The sequence below is a fragment of the Bacillus sp. FSL K6-4563 genome, assembly GCF_038630405.1.
Taxonomy (GTDB): Bacteria; Bacillota; Bacilli; order Bacillales; family Bacillaceae; genus Bacillus; species Bacillus pumilus.
This window is the reverse complement of sequence record NZ_CP152030.1, coordinates 1006227-1027588: the sequence shown is the minus strand read 5'-3', so window position 1 is coordinate 1027588 and position 21362 is coordinate 1006227. Positions and strand designations below refer to the sequence as shown.

Sequence of the window (21362 nt, the reverse complement as noted above, 5' to 3'; positions counted from 1 at the left end):
CTCCTTTCTATCCGTTATCACCGATATGATCGGCGGACACCACTCCACTATAACAAACTATGGCTTTCGTTTCACATATATACAATGAATTCATCAAAATTTCTCTATTCTGTCTTAAAATAGCGTGACAAAGATTGCTTGGATTGCGCCGATCAATCCGCCTAAAAGACCGCCTAAGAATGTAATCATCTTGAGCTCCTTATTGGAAATACTGACGACAAGCTCTTCCATTTTTTCTAGCGGGAAAAGTTCAATTTGTTCACGAATGATGTCTTCAAATTGCAGCTTTGCAAGCAGATCCTCTAAAACATTTGATGCCGCACTGATCCCCTTTTGAATCAGTACTGGTGCAACGTGTGTTTTAAGATCATCCGCTACAGCACTGACATATGCACCAACTGGTTTGTCTAATATCAGCTTTGTTGAGAACTGAGAAAGCAATTGGTTTTTCACGCTAAACATAAGTTCCTTCACATTCCATCTTTCATCAAGCTCATGTAGAGAGAACTGCTTCACCTTGTCCCATTCTTGAACAAGCAAATCTGATAAAAACCTTTTTGTCTCTGCGTTTCTTAAAAATTTGATGATTTCAGGATGTACCCGATCAATTAAGCTTGAATTTCCTAGAAACATTTGGACCATACTGCCGAGCATTCCTCTTTCTTTTAAGAAATCATCAATCATATTACCGAGTCTTGATTTTCCTTCCTCACTTTCAAAATAATGAATCCCTCTCTTTAAAATATAATCTGCTGCATCTGGAATTTTTGAAGATATTTTGTTTTCCACATCTAGCGGAAGCAATTCAGATAAAGTTTGCTCATTATAATTTTCAAGTAGTGAATTGAGCTTATGATCAGACCACTCATGGATCCATTCATCTGCTTTGACGTCAGCCTGTGATACGCCGAAGCTTTCAAGCAAAGATAGCACTGTTATCTCCATTTCAGCGCCTTTGTCAATATATCGATGGACTGTATGTAAGATTTCTTGCTTTGCCTCCGATGATTCAAATCGCTTTTGAATACCTTCTGGCGTGAGCAAATGCTCCATCACCATGACACCAACCTGCTTGGCTACTTCGTCTCTTCTTTTCGGAATGAGCCCTGGTGTAAAAGGAAGCTGTTTCCCGAATAAGTAATACGGCTTATAAGGGCGAAAAAGCATTTTAATCGCAAGATGGTTTGTTGCTGCTCCAATGACTGCGCCTATCACAATCATAAAGATAAACGTTGTGAATATATTCAAAGTCGTCATCAACCTTTCAAATAACACCCGATGTTTATTGTTTTAACCTATACGTATTATAGTTGTTGTCAAGTTCCCAAGCAAATGAAGCATGCTGCTAGACATATGATCAATCGATCTGTCGTAATGATAAAGGAGCGCAATCTTTATGTAAAATCATAAAAAAGTGTTTTTCTGCTGGTAAAAAAAGAAGTTGAAAAGAAGGTGTTTTTTAATGACATCAACATTAGGTATTGTGACCCTTTCACCGAAGTATGAAGAGGCATTCACACGTGGGCTAGCCAAAGCTGCCCCTGCTTATGGTTTAAAGGTTGTCCGTTTTACACCACTTGATTTAAAGCCGGCTTCAAATTTGATACAAGGTCAAACATATACGAATGGTCATGGATTCGTCGCAGCAGAATTTGAGATTCCTGACTTGATTTACGATCGATGCCTTTACAAGCATGACGCACAATCTAAAAAAGCAAAACCAATCATGGATTGGCTGAAAAAGTATCCGAAAACAGATTTTTTGAATACAGGTATTTCAAATAAAATGATGCTATTCGAGCAGCTCCGCCTTCTCCCTGCTTTACAGCCATATTTACCTGTCTGCTCATTATTAAAAAAGACATCAGACCTTCTCAGCATGTTAAGGAAAGACGGTTATTGTAAAATGCAGCCGCTCTCTCAACACCATGCAGCATCTACTTACTTCATTTTCTTAAAAGGCAACACTTTCACTGTTCAGCTAAGTCCCGAGCAAGTCATCACATTTTCGCGTCCATCAGATATAGAGCGCTGGTGTAAAAAATATGTAGGCCGATATTTCCTTCAATTTTTTCAGACGAGTGATGAAAAAGACTTTTTATTCAATGAAATAAGGATTTTCCTGATGAAAGATTCACAAAATCAGTGGAATCGCATAGGAATTCACACAAAATCACCTACAGAAAATAGTCATTTAAGCATTACACAAAAATCAGCAGCCATGATAGGCTTTGATCACTATCTAAACACCTTGCAGCCGCACATCAAAGAACTTCTTTTAGATGATATTGCATCCATTCAAGCATCTCTGCCAGCATATATAGATAAAACCCTTTCCCCTTGCTTTGAATTCGCTGTAGACTTACTTCATACAAGTGAAGGCAGGCTTTTCATATCAAATATAAGATCAAAACCAGGGCGATCCGCTTTTTTAAAAGCTTATCCTGACAAGGAAAATCATTTGATTCGTACCATTCTTGCACATGCCCAATCGATGAAGTCTCAACCGAAGGAGGTATCTTATGAACAAAAATCGCTGCATCATCGCTCCTCATCCCACAAGTGAAAAAACAATTCATCTTCCCGTCCGTTTTAAACAGCAGGAGGCGATCTATTCTCTTGCTTTAGGTTCCCGTTTAATAGATGAATTCACCGTTTCCTATCATCAACATTCGAAGAAAATTTTATTATCAGAAGATCTATATAGAGATTTACGAATTCCTTATCAATCAAAAGCTGATGTGATCGCCATTGATCATACCCTGTTTTTAGGGCCACTGCTTGGTATTTTCACCGCAGGTTTTGAGCAAAGCACGCAGCCACTCGGAACGAGATCAGACTTTTTTATCAAACTGCTGCGCTCTTTCAAACAACATGCCGGTTTTGCCTATCTTTTTGGTACTCATTCTATTGATTGGGATAAAGGAATGGTAGAAGGATTGTTGTACCAACAGCAAACATGGGTTAAAAAACAGATGCCCCTGCCTTCAGTCATTTACGACCGTCTTCCAAGTAGAAAGGCTGCTCAGTCAGCATTCATTCAAGAAACAAAACGCAAACTCACTCAAGACTATGATATTCCTTGGTTCAACCCTCATTTTTTTAACAAATGGGATATTCATGAACAACTGTTAACAGATGAAAAAACATGTCCTTTTCTTCCACATTCCATACAATTGGACCCGGTGGACGCTCTAAATAAAATAGAAACACTCCTCCATCTACATCAGGTCATTTACTTAAAACCGTCAAACGGCAGTCACGGCGACGATATTTATCAATTAAACAAGAAGGCTCATGGAATCATTGTATGCTCAAATCAAGGAAGAGCTGTTCCATATGACTCATTAGAGGATTTCGTGACCAATCTCCGGAAAGATCACGCAGTTCAAGACTTTATGGCTCAACAAGGCATTGCACTTCTTCAAATAGACAATCAACCAATGGATTTTAGAGTCCATACCAATAAAAATAAGTACGGTCATTGGACAGTCACAGCAGCAGCAGCAAAAATTTCTGGCAATCACACCGTCACGACTCACCATTCACATGGTGGCTCCGTGAGAACACTTTATGATGTTTTTCCAGAAAAGAAGAAGCGTTTCAAAATCCTAGAGCAGCTTTCTTATACGGCCATCACGCTTAGTCAGGTAATTGATGAAAAAATGTCCGGTCATATTGGTGAAATCGGTTTTGATTTAGGTATTGATCAGACAGGAGCTATCTGGATGTTTGAAGCCAATTCTCGCCCTGGCCGCGAGGTTTTCCAGCATGTCTCATTGCGAAACTCAGAAAGGCTGATCGGCAAAAGAATCATGGATTACGCATCTTACCTTTCACAAACGACCTCAACAACTACAGACCATACAAACGTCTACTGACTGTTTTTCGTTTTAAAGTGAGGGTGCTATGAAATCTATGCTTTTCCTATGCTCTTTTCATCAGATGAGATACAATAAAATCAAGTTCAAGGTTGTTTCCGTATTGTCGTGTTTATTTATTGTTTCATCAATAAAAGCAAGGAGGCAATGATGATATGATTTCTCATTTTCAATGGAAACCTCTCTTTAAAAAAGCACAATTGCCAGGCTGGAAAATATCCTTTTTTCACAATGGTGCGCACTACGAAGGCATCTACCACAAAACAGGTGATATTGAATGGGGCTCTCAGCTTCCGCCCCATGAAGTCGAACCAACATTAAAAGAAGAAATCCACGAATTAATGCTATTCCATGTCTATGATTAAACTGTTTAAGGAGCTTCGCCATGTTAGAAAAATTAAAGCTTGTTTACGGAGAGCATATCATCAGCTCCCCTACAGATGATCATCAAATTCTTTGGTATCAAACAGACGAAGGCGAATTATTTGGAGTAGACAAATCAAAGCTTACAGCTAGAGAAACACTTCTTCTCAATACTTTCCTTACACCAATTGATCTTTCTCACACAAAGCAGACTGAGGATGAACAAAAATGGTACAGCTATCTTTTTGATAACAAACCACTAACTGTTCAGCACCCCGTCCGTGTATATTATTTTAAAATGTCACATCAAGCAGAACAAAGGCAGCAAATAAAAGAGGCTGTGGTCCACAGCCTCGAACAAACTCATTTCATTTGGACAGGCGCTCATACAGCGATGCTGATTCAAACAAACGCTACATCAGAAAATAGTCAATTAGAGCTGCTATATGATTTGTCTCTAGCCATTACAAGTGACTTTTTAACAGACTCAGTCTTTTTACAAGGACAGCTCCATTTGCCAAATGAACATTTACAGAAGAAATTGTTAAAAGAACAGCAGCTTGTCTTGGGCCATATGCAGCGAGCTAAGCCTAGGTCAGGGATTTGCACAATTTATCAATGTCTACCCTCACTCTTACGTTATGATGAATCCGCCCTCTCTCATGCTATTTCAGATGCTTTTAAAGAGGCGGTCCTTGATCGGGACGTTTACCGTACCCTCATGACTTATATGCAATGTAGCTTAAATGCATCTAAGGCAGCAAAAGCTTTATATGTTCACAGAAACAGCCTTCAATATCGAATTGATAAATTTATTGAGCGAACAGGAATTGATATACGACATTTTCCAGAAGCATCTGCCGTCTATTTTATGATGAATCTTCTCGACCTTTCATCACATTCAGTGACATGAGCACCCTGCCCAAAAATGAAAATGAGATGTTGTGCACGTTGTCCATTTACAGACGCTTCCCCATTTTATACACTTTATTTACAAGTAAAGCGCTTTCAATAAGTAAATGGGGAGGTTATCATCTATGGCTGAAATGATGCTCAATCAAATTTATAAAGTGTATGATAACAAGGTAACAGCAGTAGACAACTTTAATCTACATATAGAAGATAAAGAATTTGTTGTATTTGTTGGTCCATCTGGGTGCGGAAAATCAACAACCCTTCGCATGATTGCAGGACTTGAAGAGATTTCACAAGGGGATTTTCTTTTAGACGGAAAACGGATGAATGATGTAGCACCAAAAGACCGGGATATCGCAATGGTTTTCCAAAACTATGCATTATACCCTCACATGAATGTATACGATAATATGGCTTTTGGATTAAAGCTACGGAAGTTCCCGAAAGCAGAAATTGATGAGCGGGTTCGAAATGCCGCTAAAATATTAGGCCTTGAGCAATATTTAGACAGGAAACCAAAAGCACTGTCTGGAGGTCAAAGACAGCGTGTTGCACTTGGGAGAGCAATTGTGCGTGATGCAAAGGTCTTTCTTTTGGATGAGCCGCTTTCTAATTTAGATGCAAAACTCCGCGTTCAAATGCGTGCTGAAATATCTAAGCTTCATCAGCGTCTGCAAACAACATTTATCTATGTCACACATGATCAGACTGAAGCTATGACAATGGCTACTCGTCTTGTCGTAATGAAAGATGGCTTTATTCAGCAGGTTGGAGCGCCGAAGGATGTATATGAAAATCCTGAGAATGTATTTGTAGGTGGATTCATTGGTTCTCCTGCGATGAATTTTTTTACAGGAAAGCTCTCTGACGGTGCCATTGCAGTTGGAAAAACGCATATACGTGTACCAGAAGGAAAGATGAAGGTATTACGCAGCCAAGGTTATATCGGAAAAGATATCATCCTTGGTATCAGACCAGAAGATTTTCATGATGAACCCGTGTTTATAGAAGCGTCTGAGGGCACAAAGATCGATGCCAACGTAGAAGTTGCTGAATTAATGGGAGCAGAAACGATGCTTTACTCTTCTCTCGATGGTCAGTCTTTTATTGCACGTGTTGATTCTCGTACCGAGGTTCAGGCCGGACAATCTATACCTCTTGCCATCGATATGAACAAAGCCCACTTCTTTGATTCGGATACGGAGCTCCGCATCCGTTCCGCTGAATAAAGAGATATATGCAGTGCCATCACTCATGATTGAGTGATGGCTTTTTTGCATGTTGAACAACATTTACCATGTACTTTTCTCGTATGTTTTTTTCGAAAATCACCATAATACTTAGTACAAAGCAGTTACTGCATTGGGTTTCGCCAAGTGGCAAATGACTTGATCATTTCGCTGGTGCGATTCCAGCAAACCCAACCAAAAACCAAATCATATACAAAAAGGAGATTCACAACATGGCTAATTCTAATAGTTCAAATCAATTACTAGTTCCAGGAGCAGAGCAAGCAATCGATCAAATGAAATACGAAATCGCTTCTGAATTTGGCGTTAACCTTGGAGCAGAAACTACAGCTCGTGCTAACGGTTCAGTTGGTGGAGAAATCACAAAACGTCTTGTGTCTTACGCGCAACAACACATGGGTGGAACAAAAGCTTAATTTCATATCTGGATATTAGAAGGCACCTCTTAAGGTGTCTTCTTTTTTTGTTATTCCCCCTCACCAATCTCCTTTCCAGCTCATATCATGGAGTAGAAAGGAGCGGATCTTCATGGACATTATTTCCGGTATGAACTTTGAACTTCTACAATTCGTAGGTATCTCTTTATTATGTGAATATGCTCATAGTATTCGGTCCTTTCACCTTTATAAAAAAAGCATCACATAAAAGTTGTACCATTTTCGGTTCTTTTCACTTATAGTATGTAGTGGAGGGATCGAACAGATGAAAATAGCTCTTTTCGGTGCTCATGGACGTGTAGGACAAGCATTTCTTCGTTTCGTTCAAGTAGATGATCGTTACATAGTTCGTTCATTGATTCGGACAAACAGAGAAGAAATGCTTGCGGGTATGTTTCAAGTCACCGGCAATTCAAGAAATCGAGAAGATGTGCTTGAGACGATCAAAGGAGCAGATATTGTTGTGAGCTGTCTATCGACAGATGGTGATGATACATTATCTGTTTCAATGGAGCATATCGTACAAGCCATGAAGCAATCAAATACATCAAGAATTATTACAATAGGTACAGCAGGTATTTTAAAGGCAAGGCAGCAGCCGGAACTTTACCGTTTTGAAACAAATGAATCAAGGCGGACCACTTCCCGAGCAGCTAAGGAGCATGCCAAAGCGTTTGAACTCCTTCAATCGACTGATTTAGATTGGACCATTATTTGTCCAACCTATTTACCAGACGGAGAAGTGACACGGTCATATCGCTATGAGAAAGATTTTCTCCCTATAGATGGAAAGAAAATTTCAGTTGAAGATACCGCACACTTTTTATATCAGCAGTTAAATTCGAAGGAATTTGTACATCAACGCGTCGGCATTGCCTACTAATGACGCATAACGAGTAAAGATCGAGGTCAAAAACGATTTCTCGACTTTTTTATGCAAATTAAAAGAGCCCCATTCAATATGAATAGGCTCTTTTTTGTGATTCATCAGCTGTTTGCCACAGCACCCTTTTGCAGTTCGTACATTTGCGCATATAGCCCTTCTTGCTGCATGAGTTGATCATGACTACCCCGCTCGACAATTTCCCCTTTTTCTAAAACCAAAATCATATCGGCTTTCTTAATGGTGGATAATCGGTGAGCAATGACAAAAGTTGTTCGTCCTTCTTTGACGACATCAAGCGCTCGCTGAATGATCGCTTCTGTTTCTGTATCAATGTTTGCGGTGGCTTCATCTAAAATTAAGATCGCTGGATCGTACGCTAGTGCACGAGCAAATGAAATTAACTGACGTTCCCCTGAGGAAAGAGTACTTCCCTTTTCAACGACTGGTTCATCAAATCCTTCTGGCAGATGCTTCAATAACTCTACTGCGCCTACTTGTTTTAATGATGCTTCAATCGTTTCTCTTTTAATGTCTTCATTTCCTAAGCTGACATTAGATGCAATCGTTCCGGAAAATAAATACGGGTCTTGAAGAACAATGCCCATTTGTTTCCGCAACGTTTGCCGAGACTGGCGATAAATGCTTTCTCCATCAATGAGAATGTCTCCTTGCTGAATGTCATAAAAACGCAGCAGCAAGTTCATGATCGAGCTTTTCCCAGAACCAGTATGCCCCACAAGTGCAACCGTTTGGCCTTTTTTTGCCTCGAACGTAATGTTCTTTAATACATTATTCCCTTCATTATAAGCAAAGGTGACATCTTGGAACTGAACGTGTCCCTCCATTTTTTTTTGAACAGGTTCTTCTACTGTTGTTCCTGGCTCATCCAATAATCGGAAAACCCTTTCCGATGAAACCCTTGCTAATTCCAATCTCGAGAATTGGTTCACAATGCCTGTAATCGGCTGAAATAATCGATTTAAATAATCGACAAACGCATAGAGCACACCAATTGACACAATGCCCGTCGCACTTAAGGACGCACCGCCAAAATACCAAATGAGTGCCACATAGGCTAAATTCCGAAGCAAGTTAACCAAATTATGCGACAGAAGTGAATTTAAATGCAGCATCTTTCGCTGATATCGAAAGTGATTGTTGTTCAGCTCATCAAATTCCTCTTTCGTCACTTTTTCATGACGAAACGCTTGAATAATGGTCATCCCTTGAATGGCTTCATTTAGCTTGGCATTGATGTCACTAATGATCGAACGAATGCGGTGGTTGTACACTGATGCAAACTTTCTGTAGGTCATCGACCATAGGAAAATAATCGGTACCGCCACTAAACAAATGAGTGCCAGCTTCACATTTAATAAAAACATGGCAATATAAATTCCTATCATGTAAATAGCACTCGTCACGAAATTAGCGAGGACTGTCACATATAAATCACGAATGGTTTCTGTGTCATTGGTAATCCTCGCTACGACCTTTCCAGCAGGTAAATTATCAAAATACCGGATAGGCAGTGTTTGAATATGCTCAAATACATCCACCCTCATTTTTTGAATAATTCGATTGGCTATTCGTTGTAACAGATAATGCTGCGCATATTGAAAGAAAATCGCAATAACGAGAAGCCCTAGATAAAATAGAACAAGCTGCACCAAACCACTGATTTCCGGCTCATAAAAAGAGAAAATTTCCTCTTTCGATAAACGCTGTACTTGATAGGTCTCGCGCTCGTTTCCATTTTCAATGGTAAGCTGATCTCCCGAGATCTTTCGGTTTCCGTCAAAGCGAATCGGCTCATTCACAAAATAGTAACCGAATCCGACTTGCACCACATTGATTTGTTTTCCAGATTCCATACCACTGTCTAATCGATCGCTTCGTATATAGTTATTTCCCTGGTAATAAACGGTTTTGTCTGTTTTTTCATTGACCTCGACATAAGGCTTTTCTACACCTAAAATATGATCATCAATCATTTTCTTCCCAATAAATGGTCCTGTCAGTTCAGCACCTACTGCAATGATGAGAAAAATCAAGGCAACAGACAGTACTTTCTTATAATGGAGTGCGTAGGCAAGGAGTCTTCTTCCTGTTGTCATGCCTCATCCCCTCCTTCCAGCTGGTTTGTCAGCTGCTGACGCAGAAATTGTTCTTTGTACCATCCATCTTCCTGAATGAGCTCTTCGTGAGTTCCCTTTTGGACGATGCGTCCTTCTTCCATGACAAGTATGAGATCTGCATGCTCAACAGCTGATAGACGATGAGTCGTAATAAACGTCGTTTTTCCATGACGATTTTGCCTTAAATTTTCTAAAATAGCGGTTTCTGTTTTTGCATCTACCGCAGAAAGCGAGTCATCCAGTATTAAAATGTCGGGATCTATTAATAAAGCGCGTGCAATGGAAATTCGCTGCTTTTGTCCACCTGACAGCGCCACACCTTTTTCTCCGACCATGGTTTCGAGACCTTCTGGCAAAAGACGTAAATCTTTTTCGAAATAAGCATCTTTGATCGCTTGTGCTAATTCATTTTGTTTTGCGTCTCGATGACCAAAACGCATATTCTCTTCTACACTTTTAGAAAAAAGAATATGATCCTGCGGTACGTATCCGATCCATTGAAATAGCTGATCCAATTCGATCTCTTGGATTGGGACTCCTGATAGCAGGATTTGACCATTACCTGTTGGGTACTGGCGCAGAAGCTGTTTTACGATAGTCGTTTTACCGCTTCCTGTTTTGCCTGTAATTCCGATCGTTTGCCCCTTTCGAATCGTAAAGGACACATCAATTAAATTATCTTTAGGGGAAGTTGGATACCTAAATGTCACGCGATCAAACTGAATATCGCCAGGCTCTTGTAACGTTTTTGGCTGAGAAGCGTCTGTGACATCCGGCTTGTAGCTGAGTGTATGATTCAACCGGTCTAACGACGCATTTCCTCTTTGCATAATATTAATCAACTCGCCGATCGCAAACATTGGCCAGATCATCATCCCAAGATAGACGTTAAAAGCGACAAGCTCACCAATGGTTAAATCACTTTGGAATACAAGATAGGCTCCGTAGCCAATTCCTATTAAGTAGCTGACACCGACAAGTAATTTCACTGTCGGCTCAAACAATGAATCAATGACCGCCACTCTCATATTTTTTTGAAATACATCATCAGTCATTTGACGAAAGCGTTCGACGTCTTGTTTCTCCTGTACAAAAGACCGGATGACCCGGACGCCTGCGACTGATTCAAGCACGCGGTCGTTCATATCACCAAATGCATCTTGAGCAACTGTAAAGCGATCATGAATCTTGCTGCCATAATACGCAATCAAAAGCGCCATCAGCGGCATAGGGATAATCGCCATTAAAGTTAATTTCCAGCTAATCGTCAGCCCCATCGTAAAAAAGATCATCAGCATATAAGCAGTGGAATCCACCAATGTCAGAACGCCAAAACCTGTCGTTAAAGCTACAGCATTCAAATCGTTTGTACCTAATGCCATTAAGTTACCTGTTTTTTTCTTCTCATAAAAGGTAGGTGTCATCTTAAGTAAGTGGCGCATGAGTTTCCCACGCATTACACGCTCCATGACATTTGCGCCGCCAAATAACTGATACATCCAAAAATATGTCAGTGTATAGACGACGACACCTAGCAAGCAAAAAATGGCTACATAAAACATCATACTAGATGTTGTAAATTGACCAGAACGAATGTCATCCACTGCCTGCCCAAGATATCTTGGCGGCAGCATTTCAAGCACATTCACAATGAGCAGGAGCGTAATGGCGATCGTATAACGCCTCCACTCTTGTTTGAAGAACCAGCCTAATTTCGTAAATACTGAAAACATGTTTGTCTCTCCTTTTAAAGCTAGCCGCTTTCTAGATTTTCTTGGCTGTCACCTTGAATTGTTTTTTTGGTTTTTGTCATTTGTCTTGTTTTTGGCATGTTCACATGCTTTCACTCCTCTTCATTTACTTGTTGATCTCCATCCCTTTATTTCGAAATACGAAATGAATACAACAAAAAAAGAGGCAACCAGCTATCTGGTACGCCTCTTTTCGTCATGTAAAAAGGCGCATGTTGACAAATACGCAACATACGCCTTGATTCATCCGATCAATTGGAACATACGAGTTCCTTTTCAATGACCAACGAAGGTGTAATTGTCACGTGAATCAACCCATTCATGCAGTTTGATTTCATTCTTCCAATGTTGCACATGACATTTCCTCCTTTTGGCTCTTGAATCTTTTTTTATCTTATAGTGGCTGTCACCATTTTGTCAATAAATATTTTTCAATAAATGAAATTTTCTAACAAAAAATTCACCGCCTTCATGTGTATCTTTTTCAGATAACGGGTATACCATGAGTGTAAAGACTCCTTTTGAAAGGAATGAGGACATTGTTTCAAGCTGATCGGATGGTCGTTGCGTTTGATGGACATGAAGACAGTAAGAAAGCATTAAAAAAGGCAATCGCTTTAGCCAAAACCTTGAATGCCAAGCTGACCGTTGCCTATGCACATGATGGCAAATCAAGCATACAGGTGTTTGATGCACCGCGCCCAATGACTGGCGGAGCTTATATCGGCGGCGGCATGGCAGACCTTCAAACACCCCCTGTGTATGTACCTCATGATGAACAGCAAAGTCCCTTGATTTTTGAAGATCATACAGAAGAGGTCGTTGCAGAAGCAAGAATGCTTTTAAATGAGGAGCAGTTTGAAGCTGCGATTGAAATTGTTGAGGGGGAACCAGCGGAAGCGATTATCGAATATGCTGAAGACATATCAGCAGACCTCATCGTCATGGGAGCACGTGACCAAAGCAGATTGAAAAAAATGCTCTTTGGCAGTGTAAGTGAAAAGTTATCATCAAAATCAGATATACCTGTGCTTATTGTAAAATAAAAGAATCACAGAAGGCTGTAAACATTTGCTTACAGCCTCTTTTTATTTATGAAGAAATCGATGCTTCACTTTCCTGTTTAATTTTTTGCTGGAAGCCTTCCTGTACACGCTTTGTTAACTCTCCTGGAACGCCTTCTCCTACTGGCTGACCATCAATTTCAACAATCGGAATGACTTCAGCCGTCGTCGAGCTGATGAAGATTTCCTGGGCGCGCAGCAGCTCTTCTTTACTTATACGCATTTCTCCAACGCTGCATCCCTCTTCTTCACATACTTCAAGAAGCTTTCTACGGGTAATGCCGTTTAGAATAAAATTGTTTGCGGGATGTGTGCGAATCACGCCATCAATGACGGCATATACATTCGAGGAAGTACCCTCTGTCACAAAACCGTCTCTAATCAGAATGGCTTCAAACGCACCAGCTTCAGATGCTTTCTGTTTTTCCATGACGTTATATAAAAGATTTAAGCTTTTAATATCACATCTTAACCAGCGAAGGTCCTCAGATAATATAGCCTTTGCACCAGCTGTCTGCTCATGAACAGGCTTTTTCACCTGGAACGTATATGCTGTGATTTGAGGAGTGAGAGAATTGCCATATTGATGTTTACGAGGTGCGACGCCCCGCGTGACTTGAATATACACACCGCCATCTGTTAATTGGTTATGGGCGATGAGCTGTTTTAACTTTTCTTCCATATCTGATACTGCACCTTGAAGATGAATGCCGATTTCTTTTGCACTCTTGAACAGACGCTCTGTATGCTCTTTTAATGTAAAAAAATTCCCATTGTATACACGGATGACCTCATAGACACCGTCACCAAATTGATAGCCTCTGTCTTCAATATCCACATGTGCATCCTTTTTTTCAATGAAATCGTCATTATACAATACTTTCATACGGAATCTCCCCTTCGCTTCGCATTAATGGTTGAATCTGATGCTATCTTAGCGGATAAATGGGTACGTTTCAATGATTATTCAGAATTATTTCACATCATGATAAATGGTCAACTTTCTATTGTAACAAACATAGACTCATAACCAAAAAGATTCCAATTTTTTAGCATCTTCTATATTCATAGGCTCTTTTTTCCTGTATACTTACTCCATATGAACACGACAAAAAACAATGAAAAAAGACAGAATCTACTACATGATTCGACACAAATTTTTGATTTATTGGAGCGATTGTAATGCAACGGGTTACGAAAAAACAGACACCTTCAAACACGATGCTGCTCTCAAAGGCGATTGGTTTAGTGATTCTGTCACTGATCCTCTTTTTTATTTGGGATATATCTAAAACCAATATGCAGGCAGCAGATCAGCCGGCTAAAATGTCTGCGAGCAGTCAATTCCGAGACACAAGCACAAGTCTGAAAGCAAAAGATGATTCTACGAAAACATTAGATGCACATTTTAAGATCAACCCAAACAAACATGTAACGGATCAAACGATCTTTTTAACCTTTGATGATGGTCCGTCAGCGACATCAAACCAGCTTTTAGATGTGCTTAAGGCGCATCAAGTAAAGGCCACATTCTTCATGCTTGGGCCACAGATTAAAGAACATCCGGCAGCTGTGAAAAGACTTCATCAAGAAGGTCATCAGTTAGGGCTTCATGGGATCACACATGATGTGAAACGCTTTTATCAAAAAAGTGATTCTCCCGTTAATGAGATGAAGAAAGATCAGCGCATTTTGGCTTCTGTCACAGGAGAGTATACACACCTTGTGAGAACACCTTATGGCAGCGCCCCAAATTTAACCGATCAGCAAAAAGCACGTTTAAAACAAAAAGGCTTTATCTACTGGGATTGGACAATTGACAGTCTTGACTGGAAATATAAAAGCTCAAAATATGTACCAGAAGTATTGAATCAGCTGCAAGTGCTAGAGACAAAACATCCAAAGGAACCAAAGATCATCTTAATGCACGATCAGCCAGCGACAGCAAAATACTTAAACAGTTTGCTCACACAGCTAAAAGCAAAGGGCTATACATTTGAAGTCCTAGATGAAACAATGGAGCCGCTGCAGCAATAAAGAAAAACCCGCACCTATTGAATGCGGGTTTTTTGATGATTTATAAAGCTTTCACGAGATCACCAATTCGCTCATGAAAGACAAGATCAAACAGTGGATCGTATTCTGTTTCACTCAAATTCATCATCACCTTGAAGATGGAAGGATTTTGAGCCGCATCTTCAGGAATATACCTTGCTGGCGCTACTTCTAGGGAGGTTCCCATGACGAGCAGAAGGTCCGCTTGCTGAAGTGATTTCTCTACTTGATCAAAATGTTTAACCCTGTCTCCAAAAAGGACAACATCTGTTTTCAGCACTTGCCCACATGTCCGTCCGTCTGAGGAAACCTTTAGACATACAGGCACTTCTTCTTGTAATAAATAAGGCAATTCATATGTAGCTTGGCATGATGGACAAGTAGCTGTTTGAATGGAGCCGTGAAGTTCATATACATGCTGGCTTCCTGCTTTTTTATGCAGGCCATCAATATTTTGGGTAAAAATCTCTACAAGTTTTCCTTGTTTCTCAAGGCTTGCTAAGAAGGTATGCCCGCTATTCGGCTCGTACTCCCCGCTCATTTTCATCTGAAACAATTCCTTGAATTTCGGCCAGAATTGATAAGGGTTTGATAAAAAGTAGGAGCGGCTCATCGCTTCCATGCGAGCGGTGTCTTCAGTCCATAAGCCGCCCGTTGATCTAAAATCGGGAATACCTGATTCCGTGCTCATCCCCGCACCTGAAAGCACCATTATATGTGAAGCCTGCGTTAATTTCTCTCTTAGCACTGCCACCTTTGTTTGATCCACGCATCCTTCCTCCTTTATTCACTCAGCTGTTTTTCACCTTTTTGTTTCATGTAAATGGTCTGTCCAGGGAAGGCAAATTCTACACCTTCTTCATGGAAGATATCCATAATACGGTAGTTAATGTCCTGTTTGATATTCAGGTTTTCAGCCCAGGCTGTCGTGTTTGTGTAAAAGTTAAAAAATAAATTCAAATAACTGTCTGCCAGTACATCGAGATTCACCATGATTGTCTCCTTGTGCACCCCATCATGCTCATAAAGCATTTGTTTGAGACGTTTGATACAATGGTCCAGATTTTCCTTTGGTGTATTGTAGGATACACGTACGGAAAACGTAATTTGGCGTTTATTCATTCTCGTCCAGTTCGTGATTGGTTCCTTTGAAAGCGTAGAATTCGGAACTGTCACGACAGCTTCAGCAGGTGTTCTAAATTTTGTACTTCGAAATGTAATGTCCTCGACAGTCCCAAGAACACTTGGCGTCTCCACAAAGTCGCCCATTGTAAAAGGCTTCTCTGTAATGATGACGACCCCTCCAAAAAAGTTCGCCACCGTATCCTGTGCAGCAAGCGCAAAGGCTAGACCCCCTAGACCAAGACCTGCCACAAGTCCATTTACATCATAATTAAATTCCTGTGCAATGACACTAATACTTAGTGCAATAATAATGAAACGAAGCACCTTTGATAAAAACGGCGCTAAAATATCATCCATTTCTAATTCAAATTTCGAATTTACTTTTTGAAATAAGAAAGAAGAAGCTGCTGTTAGATTACAAAGCCCCCATGTCAGCATCAATATAATGGAGGATCTATATAATTTGACGATGACATCCATATGATGCTCAAAGTATGGTGCCTGTCTTAACGCAAAATATAACCCAAGTGCGACAAAAAACAGTCTGGCTGGCTTTTCGAATGCCACAACAATTTGGTTAATGACCTCCGTTTTAGACCGATTGGTCAGCCTAAAGAGAAGATGAAATAAGTACTTCGTAAATACTTTCCGAAGCAATAAAAAAAGCAATAAAATACAAAGGCTAATACCGATTTGGATCGCAACATCTACTGTAAAATATGTATCCATCCATTTTTGTGTAATCATGTTTGTCTCTCTCCTTTAAAACAATCCTCTCTAGTTTATAATATAACCTTCGTTTATGTCCTCTCATAAATGTCTGACCTCTAAATAAAAAGCCTCGGGATCAGTCCCGAGGCATGATGTTCAATTATGAAATTTTGGCTAGAGACATATCGACGGGCAGCAAACTACTTTTTCTTCTGAGCCTGATCAAGGAGAGTCGCTTTAAACATTTCAGCATCCGTTTCGGCCTTAATACGTTCTTCCACTCTAATTCTCCCTTTACCCAATCATCTCGCCTCCTTTTCATCATTATAAAACATCAGAATTTTCAGTCAACATGACGAAAGCACTAATATTTTGGCGAACGCTGACGATTTGGACAAAATTGATCGAAGAAAAAATTGATGTACTTCAGATTTACTCAATCATGGCTTGGGATATTCCTGCAACTTTTTACATTTGTATTCTCATACTTTCTTAGCAATCCAATTCACCATTACATACAGCTCTTCTTTCGTCCATATAGTAAAGAAGGAAAAACGGTAAAGCATTTGATATGATAAGACCAGAACTTAAGTCAGGGAGCTGGAGCATGTGTATATTATTGCGCATAGAGGGTCATCAAGCGCTGCCCCAGAAAATACAATTGCTGCATTTGATTTAGCTGTTCAGCAGGGTGCAGATTATATTGAATTAGATGTACAGCTCACATTGGACCAGCACGTCGTCGTGATCCATGATGATACAGTTGACCGAACGACGAACGGGAACGGCTTAGTCAAAAGCTATACACTCGATCAGTTGAAAAAACTGGACGCAGGAAGCTGGTTTGACCAACAGTACACAAATGAACGAATTCCAACATTACACGAAATTTTTGAAAGATACAGCCAGCGGATCGGGATATTGATCGAGATCAAACACCCAAAACGGCAGATAGGAATTGAAAAGGCAGTTGCCCGCATCATCAATCGGTTTGCCTATTCTCGTCATATCATGATTCAATCTTTTGACGATCATGCACTGCAAAGAATCAAAGCTTTCGCCCCTTCTCTTCGAACAGCTTTGATTATAAAGCCTAATGCATTTAAACTGACGAAAAGAAAGTTAACGGCATACAGCTCGTTTGCAAATTGTCTTAATATGAAAAAAACGATGATCAATAGATGGTGGATAGACCGCATCCACACATTCGGGATGGATGTGTTTATATGGACTGTGAAAGATCAAAAAACAGCCGATCGGATTAAAAAATATCCCGTTGATGGTGTGGTGACGGATCATCCGCTATTTTTTCTAAAGGAGAAATGATGTAAATGAAAGCGTATCTTGCCGTATTTATTGGTGGACTGATTGGGACACTTTGCAGATATGAACTAAGCCAATTGATCGTCAGCCAAACATTCCCCTATGCAACGCTAATCGAAAACGTGACAGGCAGTCTGCTTCTTGGTCTTTCAACAGGATATTTTATGTTCCAAAAGAGAAAAAAATATCTTGCCGCTTTGATCGGAACAGGATTTTGCGGAGGTTTTACGACAATGTCCACTTTTTCTAAAGAAACGATTCTTTTATTACAGACCGGGCAATTCACTTCAAGTGTGATCTACATCCTGCTCTCAGTCATTGCAGGAGTAGCGGCTGCCTTATGTGGACTAATGCTAGCTCAACGACTCTTTCATCAAAATAAGCAGCAGAGAGGAGGCAGATAAATGATCGTTTTATATACAGCTATTGCCGGCGGGATTGGCAGCGTCCTTCGTTTTTTGATTAGCCAATCGATACATAAAACTAAGTCTCATGCTCGTTTCCCGTACAGTATTATTCTCATCAACTTATTAGGTGCTGCCGGTTTAGGTATACTGACAGGTGCCGTGACTGCTAATCATCCGCTGCTTGTGATCATTGGAACAGGTTTTTTCGGTGGCTTTACAACATTCTCTACGTTTAGTGTAGAGTCTGCGACCATGCTACAGCAGCGGCAAATCGGAAAACTTGCTGTCTACTTAGTGACGACAATCATCGGGTCTTTCTGTCTCTTTACTGCGTTCTATCAAATAGGACAACACCTTTTTTAAATATTGGTGATCGCAGCTAAGCTAATGAGCAATTGATCCATAAGCTGGCGCTTCATTAAAAAGAGAGTTTTCTCACTGTAGCCGATTTCCATCGCACACTTGGCCATCCGCCAATCACGAAAGTATTTGTAATCGATGAGCTGCTTCTCTATCTCATCCAACTCTTTTAGTGCTGTTTCAATACAAGCAACGATGAGTTCATACTGATTTTTTTGCTCTTCTAACTTCTTCCGTGTCATGTGATCCAAATGATGCGGATTTCTTTTTTCAAGCTGTCTTTCGATATTTAAAATCGCTGCCTGGTAATTTTTAAAATTCTTCAAATGAAACTCAATTCGTTTCATTGAGGTTTTTTTCTCCGTGATACTGGCTGTTTCATACCAAAGCATATCCATCCCCCTATATCGAACGTTTGTTCTCATTATAACACGAACAAGCATTCGTAAAAAGAGACTAAATACCTAAAAAAACCTTGAGCTTATTTTTCGCTCAAGGTCATTTCATTTACTAACAGTGGCTCTTTTATATCAAGCCCTGTGCGTGTATTTATTTTTTCTGATGATGTGACGCCTTTCTTTAGGTCGATCTTTTTCACATAGCGTCCATCCATCTCCAAGACCTTCATCCGAATATCATCAAGATAAATGGATTGTCCTTCTCGGATATCAATGTTCTCATTTAAGATTAACCCGCCTATTGTATCAATTTCTTCATCATGATATGACATTTCGATCAAATCTTGAACTTCATCTAATCTGACTTTGCCATCTAAAACATAATGATGATCGGCTCTTTTTTGAATAACCGGCTGCTCATCTTCATCGAATTCATCTCGAATATCGCCAACAATCTCTTCTAAAATATCTTCTGTTGTGACAAGTCCAGACGTTCCGCCATATTCGTCGGTTAAAATCGCCATATGCATTCGATCGCGCTGCATCTTGACAAGAAGCTCTTGAATAGGAATCGTGTCAATGACTTCAATCACTGGATATATATAATCTTGAATCTTCAGTTGATCTTTTTCTCCTTGATACACAAGATCTGCAAAGAGCTGCTTTTTGTTCAGCATGCCGATGACATGGTCTTTATCTCCTGAAAACACAGGAAAGCGTGTATACTTCTCCTGCGTCATGATGGAGAGGATTTCATCCAGCGGCATATCTTCTGGAATGGCACAAATTTCTCTCCGCGGGACCATGATTTCTCTGGCAATTCGATTATCAAAGTCGAAAATTTTGTTCATATAATTATATTCTGATGGGTTGATTTCCCCATTTTTTAAGCTCTCAGATAATAAAATCTTTAATTCCTCTTCAGAATGGGATTGTTCTTTTTCAGACCCCATATCGATGCCCATCATTTTGGTTAGAACACGGGCTGACCCGTTTAACACATAAATGAAAGGGAACATTAGGATATAAAATGCATGCAGCGGGCCTGACAGCCAGAGCGTCATTTTTTCCGCCTTTTGAATCGCCAGTGTTTTTGGTGCAAGCTCACCGACGACTACATGCAAAAAGGTAATAATAGAGAACGCAAGTGTTGCTGAGATCAGGCTGATTGCTGAATCAGGAATGTTTGTCAAACTGAAACCTCGAACCAAAAGTTCTTTTACAGCTGGCTTACCAATCCACCCTAAACCAAGGGATGTCACTGTAATACCGAGCTGACAGGCTGACAAATATTCATCCAGCCTTGATGTCACCTTTTTCGCCACGATGGCCTTTTTAGACCCTTCGGCAACAAGCTGATCAATTCTTGAGCTTCTTGCCTTTACTATGGCAAATTCAGATGCAACAAAGAAAGCTGTTAAAGCAATCAAAACACCGACTATACTCAGATTAACAATATCGTCCATTTAACCTTGCTCTTTCTTAGAAGAACAAGGAGTCACCTCCTGATTGATGATGTTATGTTTTGCAAAACGGTTAACTGATTAAATAAGACTATATTGAGGGCCCCACTTAACCACCTCCGGTTCACGTATAAATCCGCTTCTCTACATATATATGAAACGGTCTTCATTTTATCTTACCATAAATAATCTGAAAATTCCTGTATCACTATGTTAAATTTGACAGGACAATTTAGACTGAGAAATCCCTTTCTCCTCTTCATATCGGCAGGAAATATGAACAATTAACTTGTATTTCAGGCTAGAATTATATTAAACTATTTTCATAAACTATAACGTGACGGTTAGGAGGAGATGTTCAGATGGGGCTGAGAAAAAGTATCGTATTGGTGAACTAGCACAGATTGCACAGGTGACGAAACGTACTGTAGATTATTATACAAATCTAGGGTTGCTTGCGCCTGTTAGATCTTGCTCAAATTATCGTTATTACGATGAACATGCTTTAAAACGATTACAATTAATCGTTCTTTGCAAACAGCAGAGATTGGCTCTTTCTGACATCAAATCCAGATTAGATGAACAATTCCCTTCTCAAAAGGAAGATCCTGATGAACTTGTCCATTTAACATCTGATATCGATCGGATGAACGAGCATATGGACCGCATTTTGGTACGTTGTAAGCAGCTTCAACCAGAACAACGTGAAAAATTAAAAGAGCAGCTTACACCTGAGAAGATGACGGCTGTCCAATCATTTTTACTGCTGTTAAGTTAAAATTTTTACTAAACAGGAGGTGTTACCTTCGTTCTCAAAGTCAGAACGAAGGCCTTA

22 protein-coding genes are annotated in these 21362 nt (G+C 40.0%); 13 read left to right on the top strand and 9 right to left on the bottom strand.

Translation table 11 applies throughout. From position 1 onward, the window contains the following. Positions 1 to 114: 114 nt before the first annotated feature. The gene (locus MHH54_RS04985) at positions 115 to 1248 is read right to left on the bottom strand and encodes a DUF445 family protein (RefSeq protein ID WP_034620021.1); all 1134 of its coding nucleotides are present in this window, start codon (positions 1246 to 1248) and stop codon (positions 115 to 117) included. Positions 1249 to 1462: 214 nt separating this feature from the next. On the opposite strand from MHH54_RS04985, the gene MHH54_RS04980 reads away from it, so the two are divergent. From MHH54_RS04980 to MHH54_RS04950, 7 genes are all read left to right on the top strand, one after another. After that, positions 1463 to 2566, top strand: a complete 1104-nt coding sequence (locus MHH54_RS04980; protein ID WP_342500758.1) for a YheC/YheD family protein — start codon at positions 1463 to 1465, stop codon at positions 2564 to 2566. After that, the gene (locus MHH54_RS04975) at positions 2523 to 3881 is read left to right on the top strand and encodes a YheC/YheD family protein (protein ID WP_342500757.1); all 1359 of its coding nucleotides are present in this window, start codon (positions 2523 to 2525) and stop codon (positions 3879 to 3881) included. Before MHH54_RS04980 ends, MHH54_RS04975 begins: the two co-directional genes overlap by 44 nt. Positions 3882 to 4036: 155 nt before the next feature. Then, positions 4037 to 4246, top strand: coding sequence for a YheE family protein (locus MHH54_RS04970; protein WP_003211787.1), 210 nt, complete (start codon positions 4037 to 4039; stop codon positions 4244 to 4246). A 20-nt stretch (positions 4247 to 4266) separates the two neighbouring features. After that, positions 4267 to 5157 (top strand): helix-turn-helix domain-containing protein, encoded by an 891-nt coding sequence (locus MHH54_RS04965; protein ID WP_342500756.1) that lies wholly within the window; start codon positions 4267 to 4269, stop codon positions 5155 to 5157. A 124-nt stretch (positions 5158 to 5281) separates the two neighbouring features. Further along, positions 5282 to 6388 carry a sn-glycerol-3-phosphate ABC transporter ATP-binding protein UgpC gene (ugpC, locus tag MHH54_RS04960; protein WP_044140668.1) on the top strand — a complete coding sequence of 369 codons (1107 nt, stop codon included), beginning with the start codon at positions 5282 to 5284 and terminating at the stop codon, positions 6386 to 6388. Between the two features lie 233 nt (positions 6389 to 6621). Next, positions 6622 to 6825: an alpha/beta-type small acid-soluble spore protein gene (locus MHH54_RS04955; RefSeq protein ID WP_003210761.1), complete on the top strand. Its 204-nt coding sequence runs from the start codon at positions 6622 to 6624 to the stop codon at positions 6823 to 6825. 286 nt (positions 6826 to 7111) lie between these two features. Then, on the top strand, positions 7112 to 7729 hold the full coding sequence (locus MHH54_RS04950; protein WP_003212493.1) for an NAD(P)H-binding protein: 618 nt from the start codon (positions 7112 to 7114) through the stop codon (positions 7727 to 7729). A gap of 104 nt (positions 7730 to 7833) precedes the next feature. Here MHH54_RS04950 and MHH54_RS04945 read toward each other — a convergent pair whose 3' ends face one another. Together MHH54_RS04945 and MHH54_RS04940 are read right to left on the bottom strand one after the other, a co-directional pair. Then, positions 7834 to 9849, bottom strand: a complete 2016-nt coding sequence (locus MHH54_RS04945; protein WP_342500755.1) for an ABC transporter ATP-binding protein — start codon at positions 9847 to 9849, stop codon at positions 7834 to 7836. Beyond that, positions 9846 to 11603 carry an ABC transporter transmembrane domain-containing protein gene (locus MHH54_RS04940; RefSeq protein ID WP_342500754.1) on the bottom strand — a complete coding sequence of 586 codons (1758 nt, stop codon included), beginning with the start codon at positions 11601 to 11603 and terminating at the stop codon, positions 9846 to 9848. Before MHH54_RS04940 ends, MHH54_RS04945 begins: the two co-directional genes overlap by 4 nt. Positions 11604 to 12160: 557 nt before the next feature. Between MHH54_RS04940 and MHH54_RS04935 the strand changes: the two genes are divergently transcribed. Continuing rightward, positions 12161 to 12667 (top strand): universal stress protein, encoded by a 507-nt coding sequence (locus MHH54_RS04935; protein WP_113386900.1) that lies wholly within the window; start codon positions 12161 to 12163, stop codon positions 12665 to 12667. A gap of 46 nt (positions 12668 to 12713) precedes the next feature. Here the strand turns inward: MHH54_RS04935 and dat are convergent, their stop codons facing one another. Then, the gene (gene dat / locus MHH54_RS04930) at positions 12714 to 13571 is read right to left on the bottom strand and encodes a D-amino-acid transaminase (protein ID WP_342500753.1); all 858 of its coding nucleotides are present in this window, start codon (positions 13569 to 13571) and stop codon (positions 12714 to 12716) included. A gap of 296 nt (positions 13572 to 13867) precedes the next feature. On the opposite strand from dat, the gene MHH54_RS04925 reads away from it, so the two are divergent. Then, complete coding sequence (locus tag MHH54_RS04925; protein WP_342500752.1) at positions 13868 to 14722, top strand: polysaccharide deacetylase family protein; 855 nt, start codon at positions 13868 to 13870, stop codon at positions 14720 to 14722. Between the two features lie 40 nt (positions 14723 to 14762). Here the strand turns inward: MHH54_RS04925 and MHH54_RS04920 are convergent, their stop codons facing one another. The 3 genes from MHH54_RS04920 to MHH54_RS04910 form a co-directional block, all read right to left on the bottom strand. Next, a complete protein-coding gene (locus MHH54_RS04920) occupies positions 14763 to 15509 on the bottom strand; it encodes an NAD-dependent protein deacylase (protein WP_050945411.1) in 747 nt (248 codons plus the stop codon). A 14-nt stretch (positions 15510 to 15523) separates the two neighbouring features. Next, positions 15524 to 16612 (bottom strand): mechanosensitive ion channel family protein, encoded by a 1089-nt coding sequence (locus MHH54_RS04915; RefSeq protein WP_050945412.1) that lies wholly within the window; start codon positions 16610 to 16612, stop codon positions 15524 to 15526. 164 nt (positions 16613 to 16776) lie between these two features. Continuing rightward, entirely contained in the window at positions 16777 to 16878 is a 102-nt protein-coding gene (locus tag MHH54_RS04910; protein WP_017360338.1) for a YhdX family protein, read from the bottom strand. Positions 16879 to 17185: 307 nt separating this feature from the next. Between MHH54_RS04910 and MHH54_RS04905 the strand changes: the two genes are divergently transcribed. From MHH54_RS04905 to crcB (MHH54_RS04895), 3 genes are read left to right on the top strand one after another with little or no spacing between them, the layout of a single operon-like run. Further along, positions 17186 to 17902, top strand: coding sequence for a glycerophosphodiester phosphodiesterase family protein (locus tag MHH54_RS04905; RefSeq protein WP_003212355.1), 717 nt, complete (start codon positions 17186 to 17188; stop codon positions 17900 to 17902). A 5-nt stretch (positions 17903 to 17907) separates the two neighbouring features. Then, positions 17908 to 18303, top strand: a complete 396-nt coding sequence (gene crcB, locus MHH54_RS04900) for a fluoride efflux transporter CrcB (protein ID WP_003210967.1) — start codon at positions 17908 to 17910, stop codon at positions 18301 to 18303. Further along, complete coding sequence (gene crcB / locus MHH54_RS04895) at positions 18304 to 18669, top strand: fluoride efflux transporter CrcB (protein WP_003211864.1); 366 nt, start codon at positions 18304 to 18306, stop codon at positions 18667 to 18669. Here the strand turns inward: crcB (MHH54_RS04895) and MHH54_RS04890 are convergent. Together MHH54_RS04890 and MHH54_RS04885 are read right to left on the bottom strand one after the other, a co-directional pair. Next, positions 18666 to 19058 (bottom strand): hypothetical protein, encoded by a 393-nt coding sequence (locus MHH54_RS04890; protein WP_003211103.1) that lies wholly within the window; start codon positions 19056 to 19058, stop codon positions 18666 to 18668. The genes crcB (MHH54_RS04895) and MHH54_RS04890 overlap by 4 nt on opposite strands. 89 nt (positions 19059 to 19147) lie before the next feature. Beyond that, positions 19148 to 20530, bottom strand: coding sequence for a hemolysin family protein (locus MHH54_RS04885; RefSeq protein WP_106032301.1), 1383 nt, complete (start codon positions 20528 to 20530; stop codon positions 19148 to 19150). Positions 20531 to 20864: 334 nt separating this feature from the next. Between MHH54_RS04885 and MHH54_RS04880 the strand changes: the two genes are divergently transcribed. Continuing rightward, a complete protein-coding gene (locus MHH54_RS04880; RefSeq protein ID WP_034620022.1) occupies positions 20865 to 21305 on the top strand; it encodes a MerR family transcriptional regulator in 441 nt (146 codons plus the stop codon). Positions 21306 to 21362: the final 57 nt, after the last annotated feature.

Bases quoted from the DNA above. Each gene is read 5' to 3' on its own strand.
- MHH54_RS04980 (WP_342500758.1), top strand. From the start codon at position 1,463: ATGACATCAACATTAGGTATTGTGACCCTTTCACCGAAGTATGAAGAG.
- MHH54_RS04975 (WP_342500757.1), top strand. From the start codon at position 2,523: ATGAACAAAAATCGCTGCATCATCGCTCCTCATCCCACAAGTGAAAAA.
- MHH54_RS04970 (WP_003211787.1), top strand. From the start codon at position 4,037: ATGATTTCTCATTTTCAATGGAAACCTCTCTTTAAAAAAGCACAATTG.
- MHH54_RS04965 (WP_342500756.1), top strand. From the start codon at position 4,267: ATGTTAGAAAAATTAAAGCTTGTTTACGGAGAGCATATCATCAGCTCC.
- ugpC (WP_044140668.1), top strand. From the start codon at position 5,282: ATGGCTGAAATGATGCTCAATCAAATTTATAAAGTGTATGATAACAAG.
- MHH54_RS04955 (WP_003210761.1), top strand. From the start codon at position 6,622: ATGGCTAATTCTAATAGTTCAAATCAATTACTAGTTCCAGGAGCAGAG.
- MHH54_RS04950 (WP_003212493.1), top strand. From the start codon at position 7,112: ATGAAAATAGCTCTTTTCGGTGCTCATGGACGTGTAGGACAAGCATTT.
- MHH54_RS04945 (WP_342500755.1), bottom strand. From the start codon at position 9,849: ATGACAACAGGAAGAAGACTCCTTGCCTACGCACTCCATTATAAGAAA.
- MHH54_RS04940 (WP_342500754.1), bottom strand. From the start codon at position 11,603: ATGTTTTCAGTATTTACGAAATTAGGCTGGTTCTTCAAACAAGAGTGG.
- dat (WP_342500753.1), bottom strand. From the start codon at position 13,571: ATGAAAGTATTGTATAATGACGATTTCATTGAAAAAAAGGATGCACAT.
- MHH54_RS04925 (WP_342500752.1), top strand. From the start codon at position 13,868: ATGCAACGGGTTACGAAAAAACAGACACCTTCAAACACGATGCTGCTC.
- MHH54_RS04915 (WP_050945412.1), bottom strand. From the start codon at position 16,612: ATGATTACACAAAAATGGATGGATACATATTTTACAGTAGATGTTGCG.
- crcB (WP_003210967.1), top strand. From the start codon at position 17,908: ATGAAAGCGTATCTTGCCGTATTTATTGGTGGACTGATTGGGACACTT.
- crcB (WP_003211864.1), top strand. From the start codon at position 18,304: ATGATCGTTTTATATACAGCTATTGCCGGCGGGATTGGCAGCGTCCTT.
- MHH54_RS04890 (WP_003211103.1), bottom strand. From the start codon at position 19,058: ATGCTTTGGTATGAAACAGCCAGTATCACGGAGAAAAAAACCTCAATG.
- MHH54_RS04885 (WP_106032301.1), bottom strand. From the start codon at position 20,530: ATGGACGATATTGTTAATCTGAGTATAGTCGGTGTTTTGATTGCTTTA.